Consider the following 16,934-nt stretch of genomic DNA (forward strand, 5'->3'; position numbering starts at 1 on the left):
CYGCGAACGGCCGCGAAGATGCGGCCGTGCAGATGCGCGGGGTACAGCCGGGCCACCACGACGTAGAGCGCGACGGTCTGACCGCCTGTTCCGAGTCCCTGCACGAGCCTGCCGACGAGGAACTGGTGCATGGTCGTCGCGAGGCCCGAGATGAGGAGGCCGACGACGAAAAGCGTCACAGCGACGTAGAGGGCGCCGCGCGGCCCGCGCGCGTCGGACCAGGCTCCGGCCGCGACCATGCCGATCACGCTCGTCGCCAGGGTGCCGGCGAACGCGACAGCGTAGAGCGATTGTCCGTCGAGCGCTTCGCTGACCACGGGCATGACGGTCGTGACTGCGAGGGCCTCGATCGCCGCGAGGAAGATCAGGGCGACCGCTCCGAGTGTGACCCAGATGCGATCGCGATCCCAGATCGATGCGGCGGTCCCCTCCGGCGTCATCGACCGACGAGCGCCGAGATGCGCTCGATGGCCTCGGTGATGATCTCGGGACTGGTTCCGAAGTTCAGGCGCACGTGGCCGGCGCCCTCCGCGCCGAAGGCCGGGCCGAAGTGCAGTGCGACCCTGGCGTCCTTCAGGATGCGTCGCGCGGGGTTCTCGCCCCACTCCAGCGCCGACAGGTCGATCCAGGCGAGGTATCCGGCGTCGGGGATGCGGTAGCGCGCGCCGGGCAGACGCGCAGCGAGGAGATCCTCCAGGAGCACGCGGTTCTCGTCGAGCGTGCGCAGGAGCCCGTCGATCCATTCGTCGCTCTCCTCGGAGAACGCGGCCACCGCGGCGAGGAGGCCGAACTGCCCCGTGCGCCACTCGACCTCGACCGGGAGGCTGCGCACGACAGAGGTCGTCGCATCGTCGGCGGTGACCATCAGGGCGCACTTGAGCCCGGCGAGATTGAACGCCTTGCTCGCACTCACGACCGCATAGCCGACGCGCTGTGCCGCGTCACCCGCCGTCAGGAACGGCGTGAACCCCGTCCCCGGCTGCGCCAGCGGACCGTGGATCTCGTCGGAGACGACCACGGCACCGAACTCCTCCGCGATCTCGGCGAGAGCGGTCAGCGCGTCGCGGTCGTGCACCGTGCCGGTCGGGTTGTGCGGGTTGCAGAGCAGGATCGCCGTCGCACCGTCTTCGAAGGCAGCGCGGATGCCGTCGAGGTCGAGCTCCCACGTCGTCCCGGTGTCCCGCAGCGGAACGCGGATGACCTCCGCACCGGCCTCGGCGACGAGCTCGTAGAACGGCGGATAGACCGGAGGTGTGACGACGACACGGTCGCCGGGCTGTGTGACGCGGCGGAGGATCTCCACGATCCCCATGCTCACATCAGCCGTGCTCCGCATGCGGGCAGGGTCGGGTTCCCACCCGTAGCGACGCCCGGCGAACGCGGCGAACGACTCGGCGAGCGGCGTCCGCGAGGCCACATACCCGGTGTCGCCGATCTCGACGGCGCGCTGCAGCGCCGCCGTGATGGCGGGTGCCAGCGGGAAGTCGGTCTCCGCGACGAACAGCGGCAGGACGTCGGCGGGGTACTCCCGCCACTTCTCACTGCTGCGCTCGCGGAGCTCTGCCAGGGGCAGGGCCGTGACCCGGAGCATTCCTAGATCGCGAAGCCGAGGGCGCGCATCATGTCGCGACCGTCATCGGTGATCTTCTCCGGGCCCCACGGCGGCATCCACACCCAGTTGATGCGGAAGCGATCCACGACGTTGTCCAGCGCCTCGGCGGTCTGCTCCTCGAGGACGTCGGTCAGGGGGCAGCCCGCGCTCGTGAGCGTCATGTGGATGACGAGAGCGTCGTTCTCGTCATCCCAGGCGAGGTCGTAGATCAGACCGAGGTCGACGACGTTGATCCCGAGCTCGGGATCCATGACGTCTTTCAGGGCCTCGGTGACCTCGTCGTACTTCTGGTCGGTGAGCGTCGCGGTCATGCGGCCAGCCTACGCCTCGATGGGGGCGGCGGGGTCGAGGAAACGGTCGTATCCCTCGTCCTCGAGCCGGTCGGCGAGCTCGGGTCCGCCCTCTTCGACGATCTTCCCGGCGACGACGACGTGCACGTAGTCCGGACGGATGTAGCGGAGGATGCGGGTGTAGTGCGTGATGAGCAGCACACCGAGGCCGGTGTTCTCCTTGGCGCGGTTGACACCCTCGGAGACGATCTTCAGCGCGTCGACGTCGAGGCCGGAGTCGGTCTCGTCGAGGATCGCGAACTTCGGCTTGAGCACCTCGAGCTGCAGGATCTCGTGGCGCTTCTTCTCGCCGCCCGAGAACCCCTCGTTGACGTTGCGCTGCGCGAACTTCGGGTCCATGCGCAGGTTGGACATGGCCGCCTTGACGTCCTTGGTCCAGCCGCGGATCGCCGGCGCCTCGCCGTCGAGAGCCGTCTTGGCCGTACGCAGGAAGTTCGTCACGGTGACGCCGGGGATCTCCACCGGGTACTGCATCGCGAGGAACAGACCCGCACGGGCGCGCTCGTCGACGCTCATCGCGAGCACGTCCTCACCGTCGAAGGTGATGGAACCGGAGGTCACGGTGTACTTGGGGTGCCCGGCGATCGTGTAGGCGAGCGTCGACTTGCCCGAGCCGTTGGGGCCCATGATCGCGTGCGTCTCACCGGTGTTCATGGTGAGGGTGATTCCGTTGAGGATCGGGGTGGTCCCCGACTCGGTCTCGACCGTCACAAACAGGTCGCGGATCTCGAGAACAGACATTCAGACTTCCTTCGTCACGGTCGGGTCGATGAGCACGTCGTCGCCGTCGATCTCGACGACGTAGACCGGGACGGGCTCATAAGCGGGGAGGTTCTGGGGCTTGCCGGTGAGCAGCGAGAAGGCGGAGCCATGGGCCCAGCACTCCACCGTGTCACCTTCGACGAAGCCCTCGGAGAGCGAGATGTCGCCATGGGTGCAGACGTCGCCGATGGCGTGGATGACGCCGTCGCCGTCCTTGATCACCGTGATCGGCACGCCGGCGGGATCGACGCGCAGCGGCGTGTCCTGCTCGAGGTCGGCGACGCCGCACACGCGCTCGGCGGTCATGCGTCGACCGCCGCGAGCTCGACCTCGATCGCATCGAGCAGCTCGGTCTCCAGAGTCGGGATGCCGAGGCGCTGCACGATGTCGGTCAGGAAGCCGAGCACGACCAGTCGGCGCGCCTCCTCCTCGGAGATGCCGCGCGCCTGCAGGTAGAACAGCTGCTCGTCGTCGAAGCGACCGGTGGCACTCGCGTGTCCGGCGCCGAGGATGTCGCCGGTCTCGATCTCGAGGTTCGGGATCGAGTCGGCGCGTGCACCCTCGGTGAGCACCAGGTTGCGGTTCGCCTCGTAGGAGTCGGTGCCGTTGGCATCGGCGCCGATCAGCACGTCGCCGATCCAGACGCTGTGCGCTCCGGCACCCTGGAGGGCGCCCTTGTAGAGCACGTCGCCCTTGGTGTGCGGTCCCTTGTGGTGCAGGTACACCTGGCTCTCGAGGTGCTGTCCGGCATCCGCGTAGGAGAGGCCGTAGAGGTACCCCTCGGAGCCGGCACCGGCGAGCTCGACGTTCGGATTGACCCGGACAACGCCGCCGCCGAAGCTGACGACGAAGTGCTTGAGAGTCGCATCCGCTCCGACGCGCGCCTGGTGGGCGGACGCGTGCACGGCGTCGTCCTGCCACTGCTGCAGGCTGATGACCGTGAGCTTCGCGCCGTCACGGACGATGATCTCGACGTTCTGCGCGTACTGCGCCGAGCCGGAGTGCTGGAGCACGACGGTCGCCGAGCTGTGCTCGAGAGCCTCGATGACGATGTGCGCATCGGCACGGCGATCGGCGCCGAGACCCGCGATCGAGATGAAGACGGGCTCCGCCACCTCTTCCTCGCGCGGGATCCGCACGTGGAGCGCCTCGGCGGCACCCTGCCAGGCGACCGCCGCCGTCACGTCCTCGGCGAGGAAGACCTCGCCGCGCGGAGCGTCACCGGCCGCGAGCGGGGTCGAGACGTACTGCTCCCCCGCGCTGAAGTCGTAGCGGACGCCGTCGTTCGGCGACGCCACCGCGAACAGCGGCGCCAGCTTCGCGACGGGCGTGTGCTTCCAGTTGACCTCGCGCCCCGTCGGCGCGCCGAAGTCGGCGGGCTCGAAGGAGTGCGGCCGCTCGGAGCGGGTCTGCACCGGGACGAAGCCCGCGGCGGCGACCTGCGCTGCCGGGTCGATGTGCGCGTTCGTATCCTGCGTCCCTGCGGACGCCGTAGCCTGAGCCGTCATCTAGCCGACACTGCCTTCCATGCCCATCTCGATGAGCTTGTTCAACTCCATCGCGTACTCCATCGGCAGTTCGCGCGCGATCGGCTCGATGAAGCCGCGCACGATCATCGCCATCGCCTCGTCCTCGGGCATGCCTCGGGACTGCAGGTAGAACAGCTGCTCCTCGCTGACCTTCGAGACCGTGGCCTCGTGGCCGAGCTGCACGTCGTCGACGCGGATGTCGATCGCCGGGTAGGTGTCCGAGCGGGACTTCGTGTCGACCAGGAGCGCGTCGCAGCGCACCGTGTTCGCGGAGTGATGCGCGTTGGCATCCACGCGGACCTCGCCGCGGTATCCGGCGCGTCCGCCGCCGCGGGCGATCGACTTCGAGACGATCGACGACTGCGTGTACGGAGCCATGTGGATCATCTTCGCGCCGGCGTCCTGGTGCTGGCCGGGGCCGGCGAAGGCGACGGAGAGCGTCTCGCCCTTGGCGTGCTCGCCCATCAGGTAGATCGACGGGTACTTCATCGTCACCTTGGAGCCGATGTTGCCGTCGACCCACTCCATGGTCGCGCCCTCGTGGGCGACGGCACGCTTGGTGACGAGGTTGTAGACGTTGTTCGACCAGTTCTGGATCGTCGTGTAACGCACGCGGGCGTTCTTCTTCACGATGATCTCGACCACGGCCGAGTGCAGCGAGTCCGACTTGTAGATCGGGGCGGTGCAGCCCTCGATGTAGTGGACGTAGCTGTCCTCGTCGGCGATGATCAGGGTCCGCTCGAACTGGCCCATGTTCTCGGTGTTGATCCGGAAGTAGGCCTGCAGCGGGATCTCGACGTGCACGCCCTTGGGGACGTAGACGAACGAGCCTCCCGACCAGACGGCGGTGTTCAGCGCGGCGAACTTGTTGTCGCCGGCCGGGATGACGGTTCCGAAATACTCCTCGAAGAACTCGGGGTGCTCACGGAGGGCCGTGTCGGTGTCCATGAAGATGACGCCCTGCTCCTCCAGGTCCTCGCGGATCTGGTGGTAGACGACCTCGGACTCGTACTGCGCGGCGACGCCCGCGACGAGGCGCTGACGCTCGGCCTCGGGGATGCCGAGGCGCTCGTAGGTCTCGCGGATCTCAGCCGGGAGGTCTTCCCAGGACTGCGCCTGCTTCTCGGTCGAGCGCACGAAGTACTTGATGTTGTCGAAGTCGATCTCGCTGAGGTCTGCACCCCAGGTCGGCATCGGCTTCTTGCCGAAGAGCTGGTATCCCTTGAGACGGGTCTTCAGCATCCATTCGGGCTCGTGCTTGAGTCCCGAGATGCCGCGGACCACCTCTTCGGAGATCCCGCGTTTCGCAATGGCTCCGGCGGCATCCTCATCGTGCCAGCCGAACTCGTACACCCCCAGGCTGTCCAGCTCTGGGCGGTCGATCAGCACATCCGACATCTCATACTCTCCTCACAGGTCCCGAAACGGTGTCATCCGCCCCGGCACACGTGATCCCCGTCGAGTCTGCGGGAGTGTGTGCCGTTGGTTGGGCCCTCATCACCGGCGCATTCTTCGCGCCTAAACTGTTGTCGATGCTTCAGCGCTGTCAGCGCTCATCGCAACAATCCGATTCTACAGGTTTCGCCTGACAACCGGGCCGTGCCCGCCGAGTCAGCCCGGTCCGGAGGACCCATGCCCGACACGAAGATCCCCGCCGCCATCGCGAAGACCGGCGACGGTCCGGGCGCGACAGGCACGCGACCCGCCGTCTGGGGGCGTGCGCTTCGGATCCTGGCCTGGCTGTCCTTCGTGACCGAGACCATCATCATCGGCACCGGCGGCGCCGTGCGCCTCACCGGGTCGGGTCTCGGATGCTCGGAGTGGCCGCTGTGCACCCCGGAGTCGCTCGTGCCGACTCCGGAGCAGGGGATCCACGGGATCATCGAGTTCGGCAACCGGATGATGACCGGCGTGGTCGGGATCATCGCCCTGGCTGTCGTCCTGCTGGTGGTCTCGACGCTCGGAGGGAGGCGTCACCTCGTCCGAGCGCTTTGGTTCGCACTCGCCGGTATCATCGGCGCAATCGTTGTGAATATCGTCGCATCCATCCTCCTCGGGTATCTCGCGGCCGCGATCTTCCTCAAGCTCGCATCCCCGCTGGCGATAGGCGTTCTTCTGATTGCCGTCATCGCTGCCGCGGTCTACTCCGTGCGCACGACGCCTGCGCGACGCGACCTCGTTGCCTTGGCATGGATCGTTCTCGCGGGGGTCGTCGCACAGGCCCTGGTCGGCGGCATCACGGTGCTCACGGGCCTGAACCCGTTCATCGTCGGCTTCCACTACACGTCGTCGCTCCTGCTCGTGTGCGTCACGGCCGCCTTCCTCGTGCGTCTGTACGCCGCTCCCGGGCCGCGCGAGCGCGCCGTGCCGACGTGGTTCGCGATCCTCAGCCACGTCACCGGCCTCGTGCTGGCCGTGACGATCGTCTTCGGGGTGCTGACCACCGGTTCGGGGCCCCACTCCGGCGACGCCGATGTCTTCCGGCACGGCTTCGACGCGACGGTGCTCGCGCACGTGCACTCGTGGCCTGGCTACATCCTGGCCGGGCTCGTCCTCGTGCTGACGATCGCTGCGTGGTCGCTCCGCCTGGAGCCGCGACGCTGGCTGCTCGTGCTCGTCATCGCGATCGCCGTGCAGGTCGGCGTCGGCGTCCTGCAGGCTCGCGAAGGCCTCCCTCCCCTGCTGGTCGGCATCCACATGGTGCTCGCCTCCCTGTCGGCCGCCGCATACACGGTCGTCGTGCTGCATCTGAAGCGACCGGTCGCCGCGGAGGACTGACCCCGCACAGGCGATCCATAGGACCCGCATCGGCGTCTCATCAGCGCATCGGGAATCGTGGCCCGCATGAACACCTCACTCACACGAAGCATCGGATTCTGGCTGCTCCTGGTCGTGTCCCTCGCCGCGACGGCAGTCGGCGGCTGGCTCATCGCCGGCCAGATCGGCACGATGACGACCACGCTGCTCGCCGGCACCGCCACGGGCGTCGAGGTCTACGTCGGGCAGTCCCTCGTCGTCGTGGGCGCCGGTGTGCTCGCCGCCGGGATCGTCGGGATCCTGCTCAGCCTGGGACTCGTCGCCGCGCGGTCGCTCGTTCCGGCTCCCGCCCCTGCGGTCGTCGAGGCGATCGACTGGACGGCGGAACCCACCGAGAAGGACGCCCCGATCGAGACGACGTCCACGACCGTCGAGGGCTCGGTCGGAGCCTCTCACGACGCGGAGCCCGTCGACACCGCCACCGCCACGGCCGACGCGGACGCCGTGTCTGTCGACACCGACCCCTCCGCCACCGACCCCTCCGACACCGAGACGGACGCCGAGGAGACGGCGCCCGCCGTCACGCGCTGATCGAGCGCAGGACCGGAGCGGCGTCGAGCGATCGGCGCCGCTCCGTCGTCTGCGGGAGCGGCCTCAGCCGGGACGCCGGGTCAGAAAGGCAGCAGCGGGTCGAGCGCGACGGCGACGAAGATCAGGGTCAGGTACGTGATCGACGCGTGGAACACGCGCATCGGTCGAGCCTCGGTGCCGTGGACGGCCCGGTTGTACAGGCGGTGCGACTCGTAGATGAACCATCCGCCGAACACGAGCGCCGACACGGTGTAGACCAGCCCCATGTCCGCGATCGGGACGAGCAGCAGCGAGCACGCCACGGTCGCCCAGGCGTACAGGATGACCTGGAGTCCGACCTGCGAGGCGTTGCGCGTCACGCCGAGCATCGGCACGTCGACGTCCTCGTAGTCGCCCTTGTACTTCATCGACAGCGGCCAGTAGTGCGGCGGCGTCCAGAGGAAGACGAGCAGGAAGAGGATGAAGGCCGGCCAGTCGAGCGAACCGGTCACGGCGGACCAGCCGATGAGCACCGGGAAGCATCCGGCGATGCCGCCCCAGATGATGTTCTGCTCGGTGCGGCGCTTGAGGATCATCGTGTAGATCACGACGTAGAAGAAGATGGCGACCGCCGACAGGGTCGCGGCGAGCCAGTTCGTGGTGAGCCACAGCCAGACCGTCGACGTCACGGCGAGCGTCCACGAGAAGATCAGCGCCCCGCGCGGGCTGACCTCGCCCGTCACGAGCGGCCGGTTCTCGGTGCGGTGCATGTGCGCGTCGATGTCCCGATCGAGGTACATGTTGAACGCGGCGGCGGAGCCGGCGCTCAGGGACCCGCCGATGACGGTGGCGAGCACGAGCCACATGTTCGGGAGTCCGCCCTGAGCGAGGAACATCACCGGAACGGTGGACACCAGCAGCAGCTCGAGGACGCGCGGTTTGGTGAGGGCGACGTACGCCTTCACGGTGCGACCGATGGATTTCCTCACAACGGTCTGATCAGACATCGTCGAGATCTCGATCGCCTCCTCCGCACGCGTCACGACAGCCCTTCCAGTCTATGGCACACCGGCCGCGCGCCTCGCCCGCGGCCGTTCTCACACCCGCTCTCCGCCCCATGTGAAGCGTCGTAAAAGGGGGTAACGGGGCGACCCACGGGGCTATGCTGAAAAGACTCGCGCGCCCGGCGCTTCATCCACCTCTTCCGTAACGATGCGGACCGCGATTCTGCTTCCCGGGCGCTCTCGAACTGTCGGAGAAGGGCTTCACCGTGTCGGAATTGCAGTGGGATGAGATCGATCGGCGCGCGGTGGACACCGCGCGGATCCTGGCGGCGGACGCCGTCGAGAAGGTCGGCAACGGTCACCCCGGCACCGCGATGAGCCTCGCTCCCGCGGCGTACCTCCTCTACCAGCGCGTGCTCCGTCACGACCCGACCGATGTCGACTGGCTCGGTCGCGACCGGTTCATCCTCTCGGCGGGTCACTCGTCTCTCACGCAGTACGTCGAGCTCTACCTCGGCGGCTTCGGGCTCGAGCTCGACGACCTGAAGGCGCTCCGCACCTGGGGCTCGCTCACGCCGGGCCACCCGGAGTACGGCCACACCAAGGGCGTCGAGATCACCACCGGCCCGCTCGGCCAGGGACTCGCCTCCGCCGTGGGCTTCGCCTACGCCGCCCGCTACGAGCGCGGCCTCTTCGACCCGGATGCCGCGGCCGGCACGAGCCCGTTCGACCACTTCGTGTACGTGATCGCCGGCGACGGCGACCTGCAGGAGGGCGTCACCAGCGAGGCCTCCTCGCTCGCCGGCCACCAGCAGCTCGGCAACCTCATCGCGATCTACGACTCCAACCAGATCTCGATCGAGGACGACACCAACGTCGCCTTCACCGAGGACGTCGCGAAGCGCTACGAGGCCTACGGCTGGCAGGTGCAGGTCGTCGACTGGAAGAAGTCCGGCGAGTACGTCGAAGACGTCGCCGAGCTCTACGCCGCGATCGAGGCCGCGAAGGGCGAGACCGCGAAGCCCTCGCTCATCATCCTCAAGACGATCATCGGCTGGCCGTCGCCCGGCAAGCAGAACTCCGGCAAGATCCACGGCTCCGCCCTGGGCGCCGACGAGCTCGCCGCGACGAAGAAGGTCCTCGGCTTCGACCCCGAGCAGAACTTCGTCGTCGCCGACGACGTGATCGCGCACACGCGCGGTCTGGCCGGCCGCGCCGCCGAGGCGCGCGCCGACTGGCAGAGGTCGTTCGACGCCTGGGCCGCAGCGAACCCCGAGAAGAAGGCCCTGCTCGACCGGCTCGAGGCGCGGGAGCTGCCCGCCGGCATCGGCGAGGCCCTCCCGGTGTTCGAAGGCGGCAAGGAGGTCTCGACGCGCGCCGCATCCGGCCAGGTGATCAACGCCCTCGCCGCCGAGCTCCCCGAACTGTGGGGCGGTTCCGCCGACCTCGCCGAGTCGAACCTCACCACCATCAAGGATGCGCCGTCCTTCATCCCCGCCGAGTGGTCCACCCATGAATGGTCCGGCAACCCCTACGGCCGCGTGCTGCACTTCGGCATCCGCGAGCACGCCATGGGCGCGATCGTCAACGGCATCGTGCTGCACGGTCCGACCCGTGCGTTCGGCGGCACCTTCCTCATCTTCAGCGACTACATGCGCCCGTCGGTGCGTCTGGCCGCCCTGATGAACGTCCCGAGCATCTTCGTCTGGACCCACGACTCCGTCGCCCTCGGTGAGGACGGCCCGACCCACCAGCCGGTCGAGCAGCTCGCGACGCTCCGCGCGATCCCGAACTTCGCGGTCGTGCGCCCCGCCGACGCCAACGAGACCTCGGTCACCTGGCTCGAGATCCTCCGCCGTCACGAGGGTCCGACGGGCATCGCCCTGACCCGCCAGAACATCCCGGTGTTCGAGCGCGGGAACGGCGCGGCATCCGGTGACCAGTTCGCGTCGGCCGAGAACGCCGTCAAGGGCGCGTACGTGCTGGCCGAGGCGCCGAACGGCACCCCTGACGTCATCATCATCGCCACCGGATCCGAGGTGCAGCTGGCCGTCAACGCCCGCGAGGCCCTCGCCGCTGAGGGCGTCAACGTGCGCGTGGTCTCCGCTCCGTCGCTGGAGTGGTTCGACGAGCAGGACGAGGCGTACCGCGAGAGCGTGCTCCCGGCCTCCGTCACCGCCCGCGTCTCGGTCGAGGCGGGCTCCGTGCTCAGCTGGCGCGGGATCGTCGGCGACCGCGGACGCTCTGTCGGCATCGACCACTTCGGCGCCTCCGCCGACTACAAGACCCTGTTCGAGAAGTTCGGCATCACCACCGAGGCCGTCATCTCGGCCGCACGCGAGACCATCGCCGCAAACAGCACCAAGGAGAACGCATGAGCACCCCCACCGCAGAGCTCGCCGCCGCAGGTGTCAGCATCTGGCTCGACGACCTGTCTCGCACCCGCATCTCCTCCGGCAACCTCGCCGAGCTGATCGAGTCCCGCAACGTCGTCGGTGTCACCACGAACCCGACGATCTTCGCCAACGCGATCACCGACAAGAACAACACCTCGTACGACGCGCAGGTCACCGAGCTGGCCGCGTCCGGTGCCACCGCGGAAGAGGCCGTCTTCGCGGCGACCACGCAGGATGTCGCCGCCGCGCTCGACGTGTTCCGTCCCGTCTGGGAGAAGTCGGACCACGTCGACGGACGCGTGTCGATCGAGGTCTCCCCCGACCTCGCCCACGACACGGCCGGGACCGTGGCGCAGGCCAAGGAGCTGTGGGCCAAGATCGATCGGCCGAACCTGCTCGTCAAGATCCCGGCGACGAAGGCCGGGCTTCCCGCCATCGCCGAGGCGATCGGGGCCGGGATCAGCGTGAACGTCACCCTGATCTTCAGCCTCGAGCGTTACGCGGCGGTCATCGACGCGTACCTCACCGGTCTCGAGACGGCCAAGGCCGCCGGCATCGACCTCTCGACGATCCACTCGGTCGCCTCGTTCTTCGTCTCGCGCGTCGACACCGAGACCGACAAGCGTCTCTCCGCGATCGGAACCGACGCCGCCGAGGCTCTCAAGAGCAAGGCGGGCCTGGCCAACGCGCGCCTCGCCTACGAGCTCTTCGAGCAGACGTTCGCCGGCGACCGTGCCAAGGCGCTCCTCGACGCGGGTGCCAACGCGCAGCGACCGCTCTGGGCGTCGACCGGCGTCAAGGATCCCGCGCTCCCCGACACGCTCTACGTGACCGAGCTCGTCGCGCCGGGTGTCGTGAACACCATGCCCGAGAAGACCCTCGAGGCCACGTTCGACCACGGCGTCGTCACGGGCGACACGATCACGGGCGGCTACGACGACGCCCGCGCCGTCTTCGCCGGGCTCGCCGAGGTCGGCATCGACTTCGACGACGTCACCCAGGTGCTCGAGGACGAGGGCGTCGCGAAGTTCATCGACTCGTGGCACGACCTGCTCAGCCAGGTCGCCGAGGGCCTGGAGGCCCAGCGATGACGTTCTCGATCCACACGTCGGGTGCGGCACGCGCCGCGATCGACGAGACGGTCCCCGGACTCGTCCACGACCTCGTCGCGTCGCGCATCACCAACGGCGACCCGACGCTCTGGGGCGCCGCGGCCGAGGCCGAGGCGGCGATCCGGCTCGGCTGGGTCGAGGCCGTCTCGATCTCCCGCCCGCTGGTCGCCGAGATCACGGCCCTCCGCTCCGAGCTGCACGCCAAGGGCGTCACGCGCGTCGTGCTCGCCGGCATGGGCGGATCGTCGCTCGCCCCCGAGGTCATCGCGCAGACGGCCGGCGTGCCGCTGACGATCCTCGACTCGACCGCACCCGGCCAGGTGCTCGCCGCCCTCGACGAGGGCCTCGCCGACACCGCGCTCGTCGTCTCGTCGAAGTCGGGCTCCACGGTCGAGACCGACTCGCAGCGCCGCACGTTCGAGGCGGCTTTCCGCGATCTGGGCATCGACCCGACCGAGCGCATCGTCGTCGTGACCGACCCGGGCTCGCCGCTCGACGCCTCGGCGCGAGAAGCCGGCTACCGCGTCTTCAACGCCGACCCGAACGTGGGCGGACGCTACTCCGCTCTCACCGCCTTCGGCCTCGTGCCGGCGGGCCTCGCCGGCGTCGACATCGACGAGCTGCTGAACGAGGCCGAGGCCTCGCTTCTCGAGGTCGCCGTGGACTCGGCGGAGAACCCCGCGCTCCGCCTCGGCGCGGCGATCGCAGCGACCAGCCCCCGCCGCGACAAGCTCGGCCTGATCACCGACGGAACCCACATCAACGGCCTGCCCGACTGGATCGAGCAGCTGATCGCGGAGTCCACCGGCAAGGACGGCACCGGCATCCTCCCGGTCGTCCTCCTCCCCGTCTCCCCCGAGCTCGACTCGAAGCCCGCCGACCTGCAGATCGTTCGTCTGGTCGACGACGCCAACGAGTTCCACCTGCACGAGCGTCACCCCGGCGAGATCCTCGTCAGCGGAACGCTCGGCGCGCAGCTCATCGTCTGGGAGTACGCCACGGCGATCGCCGGTCACCTGCTGCGGATCAACCCGTTCGACCAGCCCGACGTCGAATCCGCCAAGATCGCCGCGCGCGGTCTGCTCGACGCGCGTCCGGAGCCCACGACACCGGCGTTCATCGAGAACGGCGTCGAGGTGCGCGTGTCCGACCCGGCTCTCGCCGCGTCCGGGACGGTCGAGGGCGTGCTCGACGCGCTCTGGGCGCAGCTCCCCGCCGACGGATACGTGTCGATCCAGGCATACGTCAACCGGCTCGAGGTCCCGCAGCTCCAGGGCCTCCGCGAGCTCGTCGCGGCCGACTCCGGCCGTCCGACCACGTTCGGCTGGGGACCCCGCTTCCTGCACTCGACCGGCCAGTACCACAAGGGCGGACCGGCCCAGGGCGTGTTCCTCCAGATCCTCGAGCGCACCGAGGTCGATCTCGAGATCCCTGACCGTCCGTTCACGTTCGGTCAGCTCATCCAGGCGCAGGCCGCCGGCGACGCGGGCGTGCTCGCGGAGCACGGGCGTCCCGTCGTCTCGCTGACGATCACCGAGTCCTCGGACGACGTGCTCACCCTCTTCGAAGCCGCACAGAAGTAGACAGCAGGAGAATCCCCCACCGATGTCTGTTCCCATCTCGCGCGGGCACAACCCGCTGCGTGACCCCGATGATCGTCGCCTCAACCGGATCGCGGGGCCCAGCGCCCTCGTGATCTTCGGGGTCACCGGCGATCTGTCACGCAAGAAGCTGATGCCCGCCGTGTACGACCTCGCCAACCGCGGCCTCCTGCCTCCCGGCTTCGCCCTCGTGGGCTTCGCCCGGCGCGACTGGGAGGACCAGGACTTCGCCCAGGTCGTCTACGACGCCGTCAAGCAGCATGCGCGCACGCCGTTCCGCGAGGAGACCTGGACCCAGCTGCTGCAGGGCATCCGCTTCGTCTCCGGCGAGTTCGACAACCCCGACTCCTTCCGCAAGCTCCGAGAGACGGTCGAGAAGCTCGACGTGGAACGCGGCACGATGGGCAACCATGCCTACTACCTGTCGATCCCGCCGAAGGACTTCCCGCTGGTCGCGAAGCAGCTGAAGGAGTCCGGGCTCGTCGGAGAGGACGCCGACGACGACGAGAACTGGCGCCGCGTCGTCATCGAGAAGCCGTTCGGACACGACCTCGAGTCCGCGCGCGCCCTCAACGCCGCACTCGAGGTGGCGTTCCCGGCCGACTCGATCTTCCGCATCGACCACTACCTCGGCAAGGAGACGGTGCAGAACATCCTGGCGCTGCGCTTCGCCAACGAGCTGTACGAGCCGATCTGGAACCGCAACTACGTCGACCACGTGCAGATCACGATGGCCGAGGACATCGGCGTCGGCGGTCGCGCGGGCTACTACGACGGCATCGGCGCGGCGCGCGATGTGATCCAGAACCACCTGCTCCAGCTGCTGGCCCTCACCGCGATGGAAGAGCCGATCAGTCTCTCGGCCGAGCACCTGCGCGCCGAGAAGGAGAAGGTCCTGGCCGCCGTCCACGTGCCGGAGGATCTCTCCCAGGCGACCGCACGCGGGCAGTACGCGGGCGGGTGGCAGGGCGGCGAGCAGGTCACCGGCTTCCTCGACGAGGACGGGATGAACCCCGAGTCGACGACCGAGACCTACGCCGCGATCAAGCTCGAGATCGACACGCGCCGCTGGTCCGGAGTGCCGTTCTACCTGCGCACCGGCAAGCGCCTCGGTCGTCGCGTCACCGAGATCGCCGTGGTGTTCAACCGGGCGCCGCAGCATCTCTTCGGACGCGGCAACGCGTCGGAGCTGGGGCAGAACGCTCTGGTCATCCGCGTGCAGCCCGACGAGGGCGTCACGATCCGCTTCGGATCGAAGGTGCCGGGCAGCGGATCGAACGTGCGCGACGTCACGATGGACTTCGGGTACGGACACGCCTTCACCGAGGCCAGCCCCGAGGCCTACGAGCGACTGATCCTCGACGTCCTCCTGGGCGACCCGCCGCTGTTCCCGCGGCACGAGGAGGTCGAGCTCTCCTGGAAGATCCTCGACCCGGTGGAGAAGTACTGGGCGGCCGTCGGCGGCCCGGTCGAGCAGTACGCGCCAGGCTCGTGGGGACCGGCATCCGCCGACGACCTGCTGGCCCGCGACGGACGAGTCTGGAGACGCCCGTGATCATCGACCTTCCCGACACGACCGTCAGCCAGGTCGCCAAGCAGCTCGTCAAGGTGCGCGAGGACGGCGGAGCCGTCGCCCTCGGACGCGTGCTCACGCTGGTCATCTCTGCCCGCAACGGCGTCGCCGAAGCGGCGATCGACGCGGCCAACGACGCCTCCCGCGAGCACCCGATGCGCGTCATCGTGCTCACCACCGGCGAGGGCGAGTCCCGCCTCGACGCGCAGATCCGCGTCGGCGGCGACGCCGGAGCCAGTGAGGTCGTCGTGCTCCGCGCCTTCGGAGACGCCGCCAGCAACGAGGAGAGCCTGCTCACCGGACTGCTCCTGCCCGACGCCCCCGTGGTCGCCTGGTGGCCGGAGGAGGCCCCCGAGTCTCCCGCCACCTCGCCCCTCGGCCGCATCGCGCAGCGCCGGATCACGGATGCCGCCACCGCGCCCGACGTGCGCGACCGGCTCGCTCTGCTCGGCCGCACGCATGCCCCCGGCGACACCGACCTCGCCTGGACGCGCCTGACGCACTGGCGCGAGCAGCTCGCGGCCGTGCTCGACCAGCCGCCGTACGAGTCGATCACGGATGTCGAGGTCCGCGGAGCGGCCGCCTCGCCGTCCACGGCGCTGCTCGCGGCCTGGCTGCAGATGGCGCTGGAGGTTCCGGTGCGCTGGTCGTACGAGGAGCCCGAGCACTGGCAGGAGGGCATCAAGTCGGTGCGCCTCACCCGCGCGTCGGGCGACATCCTGCTCGAGCGTCCGACCCCGGGCGTCGCGGTGCTGACGCAGCCCGACCAGCCGAACCATGATCTGCACCTGCCGCGGCGAACGCTGCGGGAGTGCCTCGCGGAGGAGCTGCGACGGCTCGACCCGGATGTCCTGTACGGTCGAGTGATCACCGAGGGCTGGGAGAAGCTGGGTCCGCCTGAGACGGGAGAGTGAAGTCGATGCAGGTTTCGTCCGCAGAGAAGCGGGTGGTGGTCGAGGCCACGCCTGCCGCCGTCGCCTCCCGGGTCGCCGACCGTTTCCTCACGCGCGTCCGCGCGCGCACGAGGAACGGCCGGATCGCCCACATCGCCCTGACCGGCGGTTCGATGGGCGGAGCGGTGCTGCGCACGGCTGCGGAAGACGCGCGTGCGTCGGAGATCGACTGGTCGCTGGTCCACTTCTGGTGGGGCGACGAGCGCTTCGTCCCGCGTGACGACCCCGACCGCAACTCCCTGCAGTCGCGCCACGCGCTGCTCGATCACATCCCGGTGCCGCCGGAGAACGTGCACGAGGTGGCGGGTCCCGACAGCGGACTCACTCTCGACGAGTCCGCTCGTCGAGGACGGAGCGCCGACGACCATCCGACGCTTCACGCACGAGATCGTCGACGCGCCCCCCGCGATCAACAGCGAGGGCTGACGGCTGCTCTGCACCGTCGCGTGCCCAGAAACACGGCGGGCCGAGGCATCAGCCTCGGCCCGCCTGTTCTCAGCTCCGGATCAGACCGGTGCGACGATGTCCTGCTTCACGTCCCACTCGGTGATCTCCATCGTGACCTCGACCGACTGGCCCTCGAGCGAGGCGGTGCTGGTCGACGCGAGGTTGATGTAGTCGGCGGTGACCTCGTACACGACCTGAACCTCGGTGCCCTGCTGCTCGACGGTGCCGCTGAGGAGGAAGACCTTCTGGCCGAGGCGTTCGCCGGTGC

At 69.0% G+C, this 16,934-nt stretch carries 15 protein-coding genes and 2 pseudogenes; 8 read left to right on the forward strand and 9 right to left on the reverse strand.

What is annotated here, in order from left to right; translation table 11 throughout:
• The 7 genes from DC434_RS19790 to sufB all read right to left on the reverse strand — a co-directional run.
• Window positions 1–440: MFS transporter (locus tag DC434_RS19790; protein WP_116637039.1), on the reverse strand; the 440-nt coding region annotated here is incomplete at its 3' end.
• Window positions 437–1,591, reverse strand: a complete 1,155-nt coding sequence (locus DC434_RS19795) for an aminotransferase class I/II-fold pyridoxal phosphate-dependent enzyme (RefSeq protein WP_116637040.1) — start codon at window positions 1,589–1,591, stop codon at window positions 437–439. The genes DC434_RS19795 and DC434_RS19790, both read right to left, overlap by 4 nt.
• Before the next feature lie 2 nt (window positions 1,592–1,593).
• Window positions 1,594–1,923, reverse strand: a complete 330-nt coding sequence (locus tag DC434_RS19800) for a metal-sulfur cluster assembly factor (protein WP_116637041.1) — start codon at window positions 1,921–1,923, stop codon at window positions 1,594–1,596.
• A gap of 9 nt (window positions 1,924–1,932) precedes the next feature.
• Complete coding sequence (gene sufC / locus DC434_RS19805) at window positions 1,933–2,703, reverse strand: Fe-S cluster assembly ATPase SufC (protein WP_116637042.1); 771 nt, start codon at window positions 2,701–2,703, stop codon at window positions 1,933–1,935.
• Window positions 2,704–3,030 carry a non-heme iron oxygenase ferredoxin subunit gene (locus DC434_RS19810; protein WP_116637043.1) on the reverse strand — a complete coding sequence of 109 codons (327 nt, stop codon included), beginning with the start codon at window positions 3,028–3,030 and terminating at the stop codon, window positions 2,704–2,706.
• A complete protein-coding gene (gene sufD, locus DC434_RS19815; RefSeq protein ID WP_116637044.1) occupies window positions 3,027–4,232 on the reverse strand; it encodes a Fe-S cluster assembly protein SufD in 1,206 nt (401 codons plus the stop codon). Before sufD ends, DC434_RS19810 begins: the two co-directional genes overlap by 4 nt.
• Complete coding sequence (gene sufB / locus DC434_RS19820) at window positions 4,233–5,651, reverse strand: Fe-S cluster assembly protein SufB (protein ID WP_116637045.1); 1,419 nt, start codon at window positions 5,649–5,651, stop codon at window positions 4,233–4,235.
• 234 nt (window positions 5,652–5,885) lie between these two features.
• Here sufB and DC434_RS19825 point away from each other — a divergent pair, with 234 nt between their 5' ends.
• Together DC434_RS19825 and DC434_RS20400 are read left to right on the forward strand one after the other, a co-directional pair.
• Entirely contained in the window at window positions 5,886–7,031 is a 1,146-nt protein-coding gene (locus tag DC434_RS19825; RefSeq protein ID WP_116637046.1) for a COX15/CtaA family protein, read from the forward strand.
• Between the two features lie 66 nt (window positions 7,032–7,097).
• Entirely contained in the window at window positions 7,098–7,601 is a 504-nt protein-coding gene (locus tag DC434_RS20400; protein ID WP_243409032.1) for a hypothetical protein, read from the forward strand.
• Window positions 7,602–7,681: 80 nt separating this feature from the next.
• Here DC434_RS20400 and DC434_RS19835 read toward each other — a convergent pair whose 3' ends face one another.
• Complete coding sequence (locus tag DC434_RS19835; RefSeq protein ID WP_116637052.1) at window positions 7,682–8,587, reverse strand: heme o synthase; 906 nt, start codon at window positions 8,585–8,587, stop codon at window positions 7,682–7,684.
• A 263-nt stretch (window positions 8,588–8,850) separates the two neighbouring features.
• Between DC434_RS19835 and tkt the strand changes: the two genes are divergently transcribed.
• The 6 genes and pseudogenes from tkt to DC434_RS19865 form a co-directional block, all read left to right on the forward strand.
• Window positions 8,851–10,962 (forward strand): transketolase, encoded by a 2,112-nt coding sequence (gene tkt, locus DC434_RS19840; protein WP_116637047.1) that lies wholly within the window; start codon window positions 8,851–8,853, stop codon window positions 10,960–10,962.
• Window positions 10,959–12,071 carry a transaldolase gene (tal, locus tag DC434_RS19845; RefSeq protein WP_116637048.1) on the forward strand — a complete coding sequence of 371 codons (1,113 nt, stop codon included), beginning with the start codon at window positions 10,959–10,961 and terminating at the stop codon, window positions 12,069–12,071. Before tkt ends, tal begins: the two co-directional genes overlap by 4 nt.
• Complete coding sequence (locus tag DC434_RS19850; RefSeq protein ID WP_116637049.1) at window positions 12,068–13,675, forward strand: glucose-6-phosphate isomerase; 1,608 nt, start codon at window positions 12,068–12,070, stop codon at window positions 13,673–13,675. The genes tal and DC434_RS19850 overlap by 4 nt, the downstream gene beginning before the upstream one ends.
• A 22-nt stretch (window positions 13,676–13,697) precedes the next feature.
• Window positions 13,698–15,248 (forward strand): glucose-6-phosphate dehydrogenase, encoded by a 1,551-nt coding sequence (gene zwf / locus DC434_RS19855; RefSeq protein WP_116637050.1) that lies wholly within the window; start codon window positions 13,698–13,700, stop codon window positions 15,246–15,248.
• Complete coding sequence (locus DC434_RS19860; protein WP_116637051.1) at window positions 15,245–16,180, forward strand: glucose-6-phosphate dehydrogenase assembly protein OpcA; 936 nt, start codon at window positions 15,245–15,247, stop codon at window positions 16,178–16,180. The genes zwf and DC434_RS19860 overlap by 4 nt, the downstream gene beginning before the upstream one ends.
• 5 nt (window positions 16,181–16,185) lie before the next feature.
• Window positions 16,186–16,551: pseudogene (locus DC434_RS19865) on the forward strand (6-phosphogluconolactonase); the annotation flags it as partial.
• Between the two features lie 174 nt (window positions 16,552–16,725).
• Here the strand turns inward: DC434_RS19865 and DC434_RS19870 are convergent.
• Window positions 16,726–16,934: pseudogene (locus DC434_RS19870) on the reverse strand (hypothetical protein); the annotation flags it as partial.

Source organism: Microbacterium sp. TPD7012 (assembly GCF_003075395.1).
GTDB lineage: Bacteria > Actinomycetota > Actinomycetes > Actinomycetales > Microbacteriaceae > Microbacterium.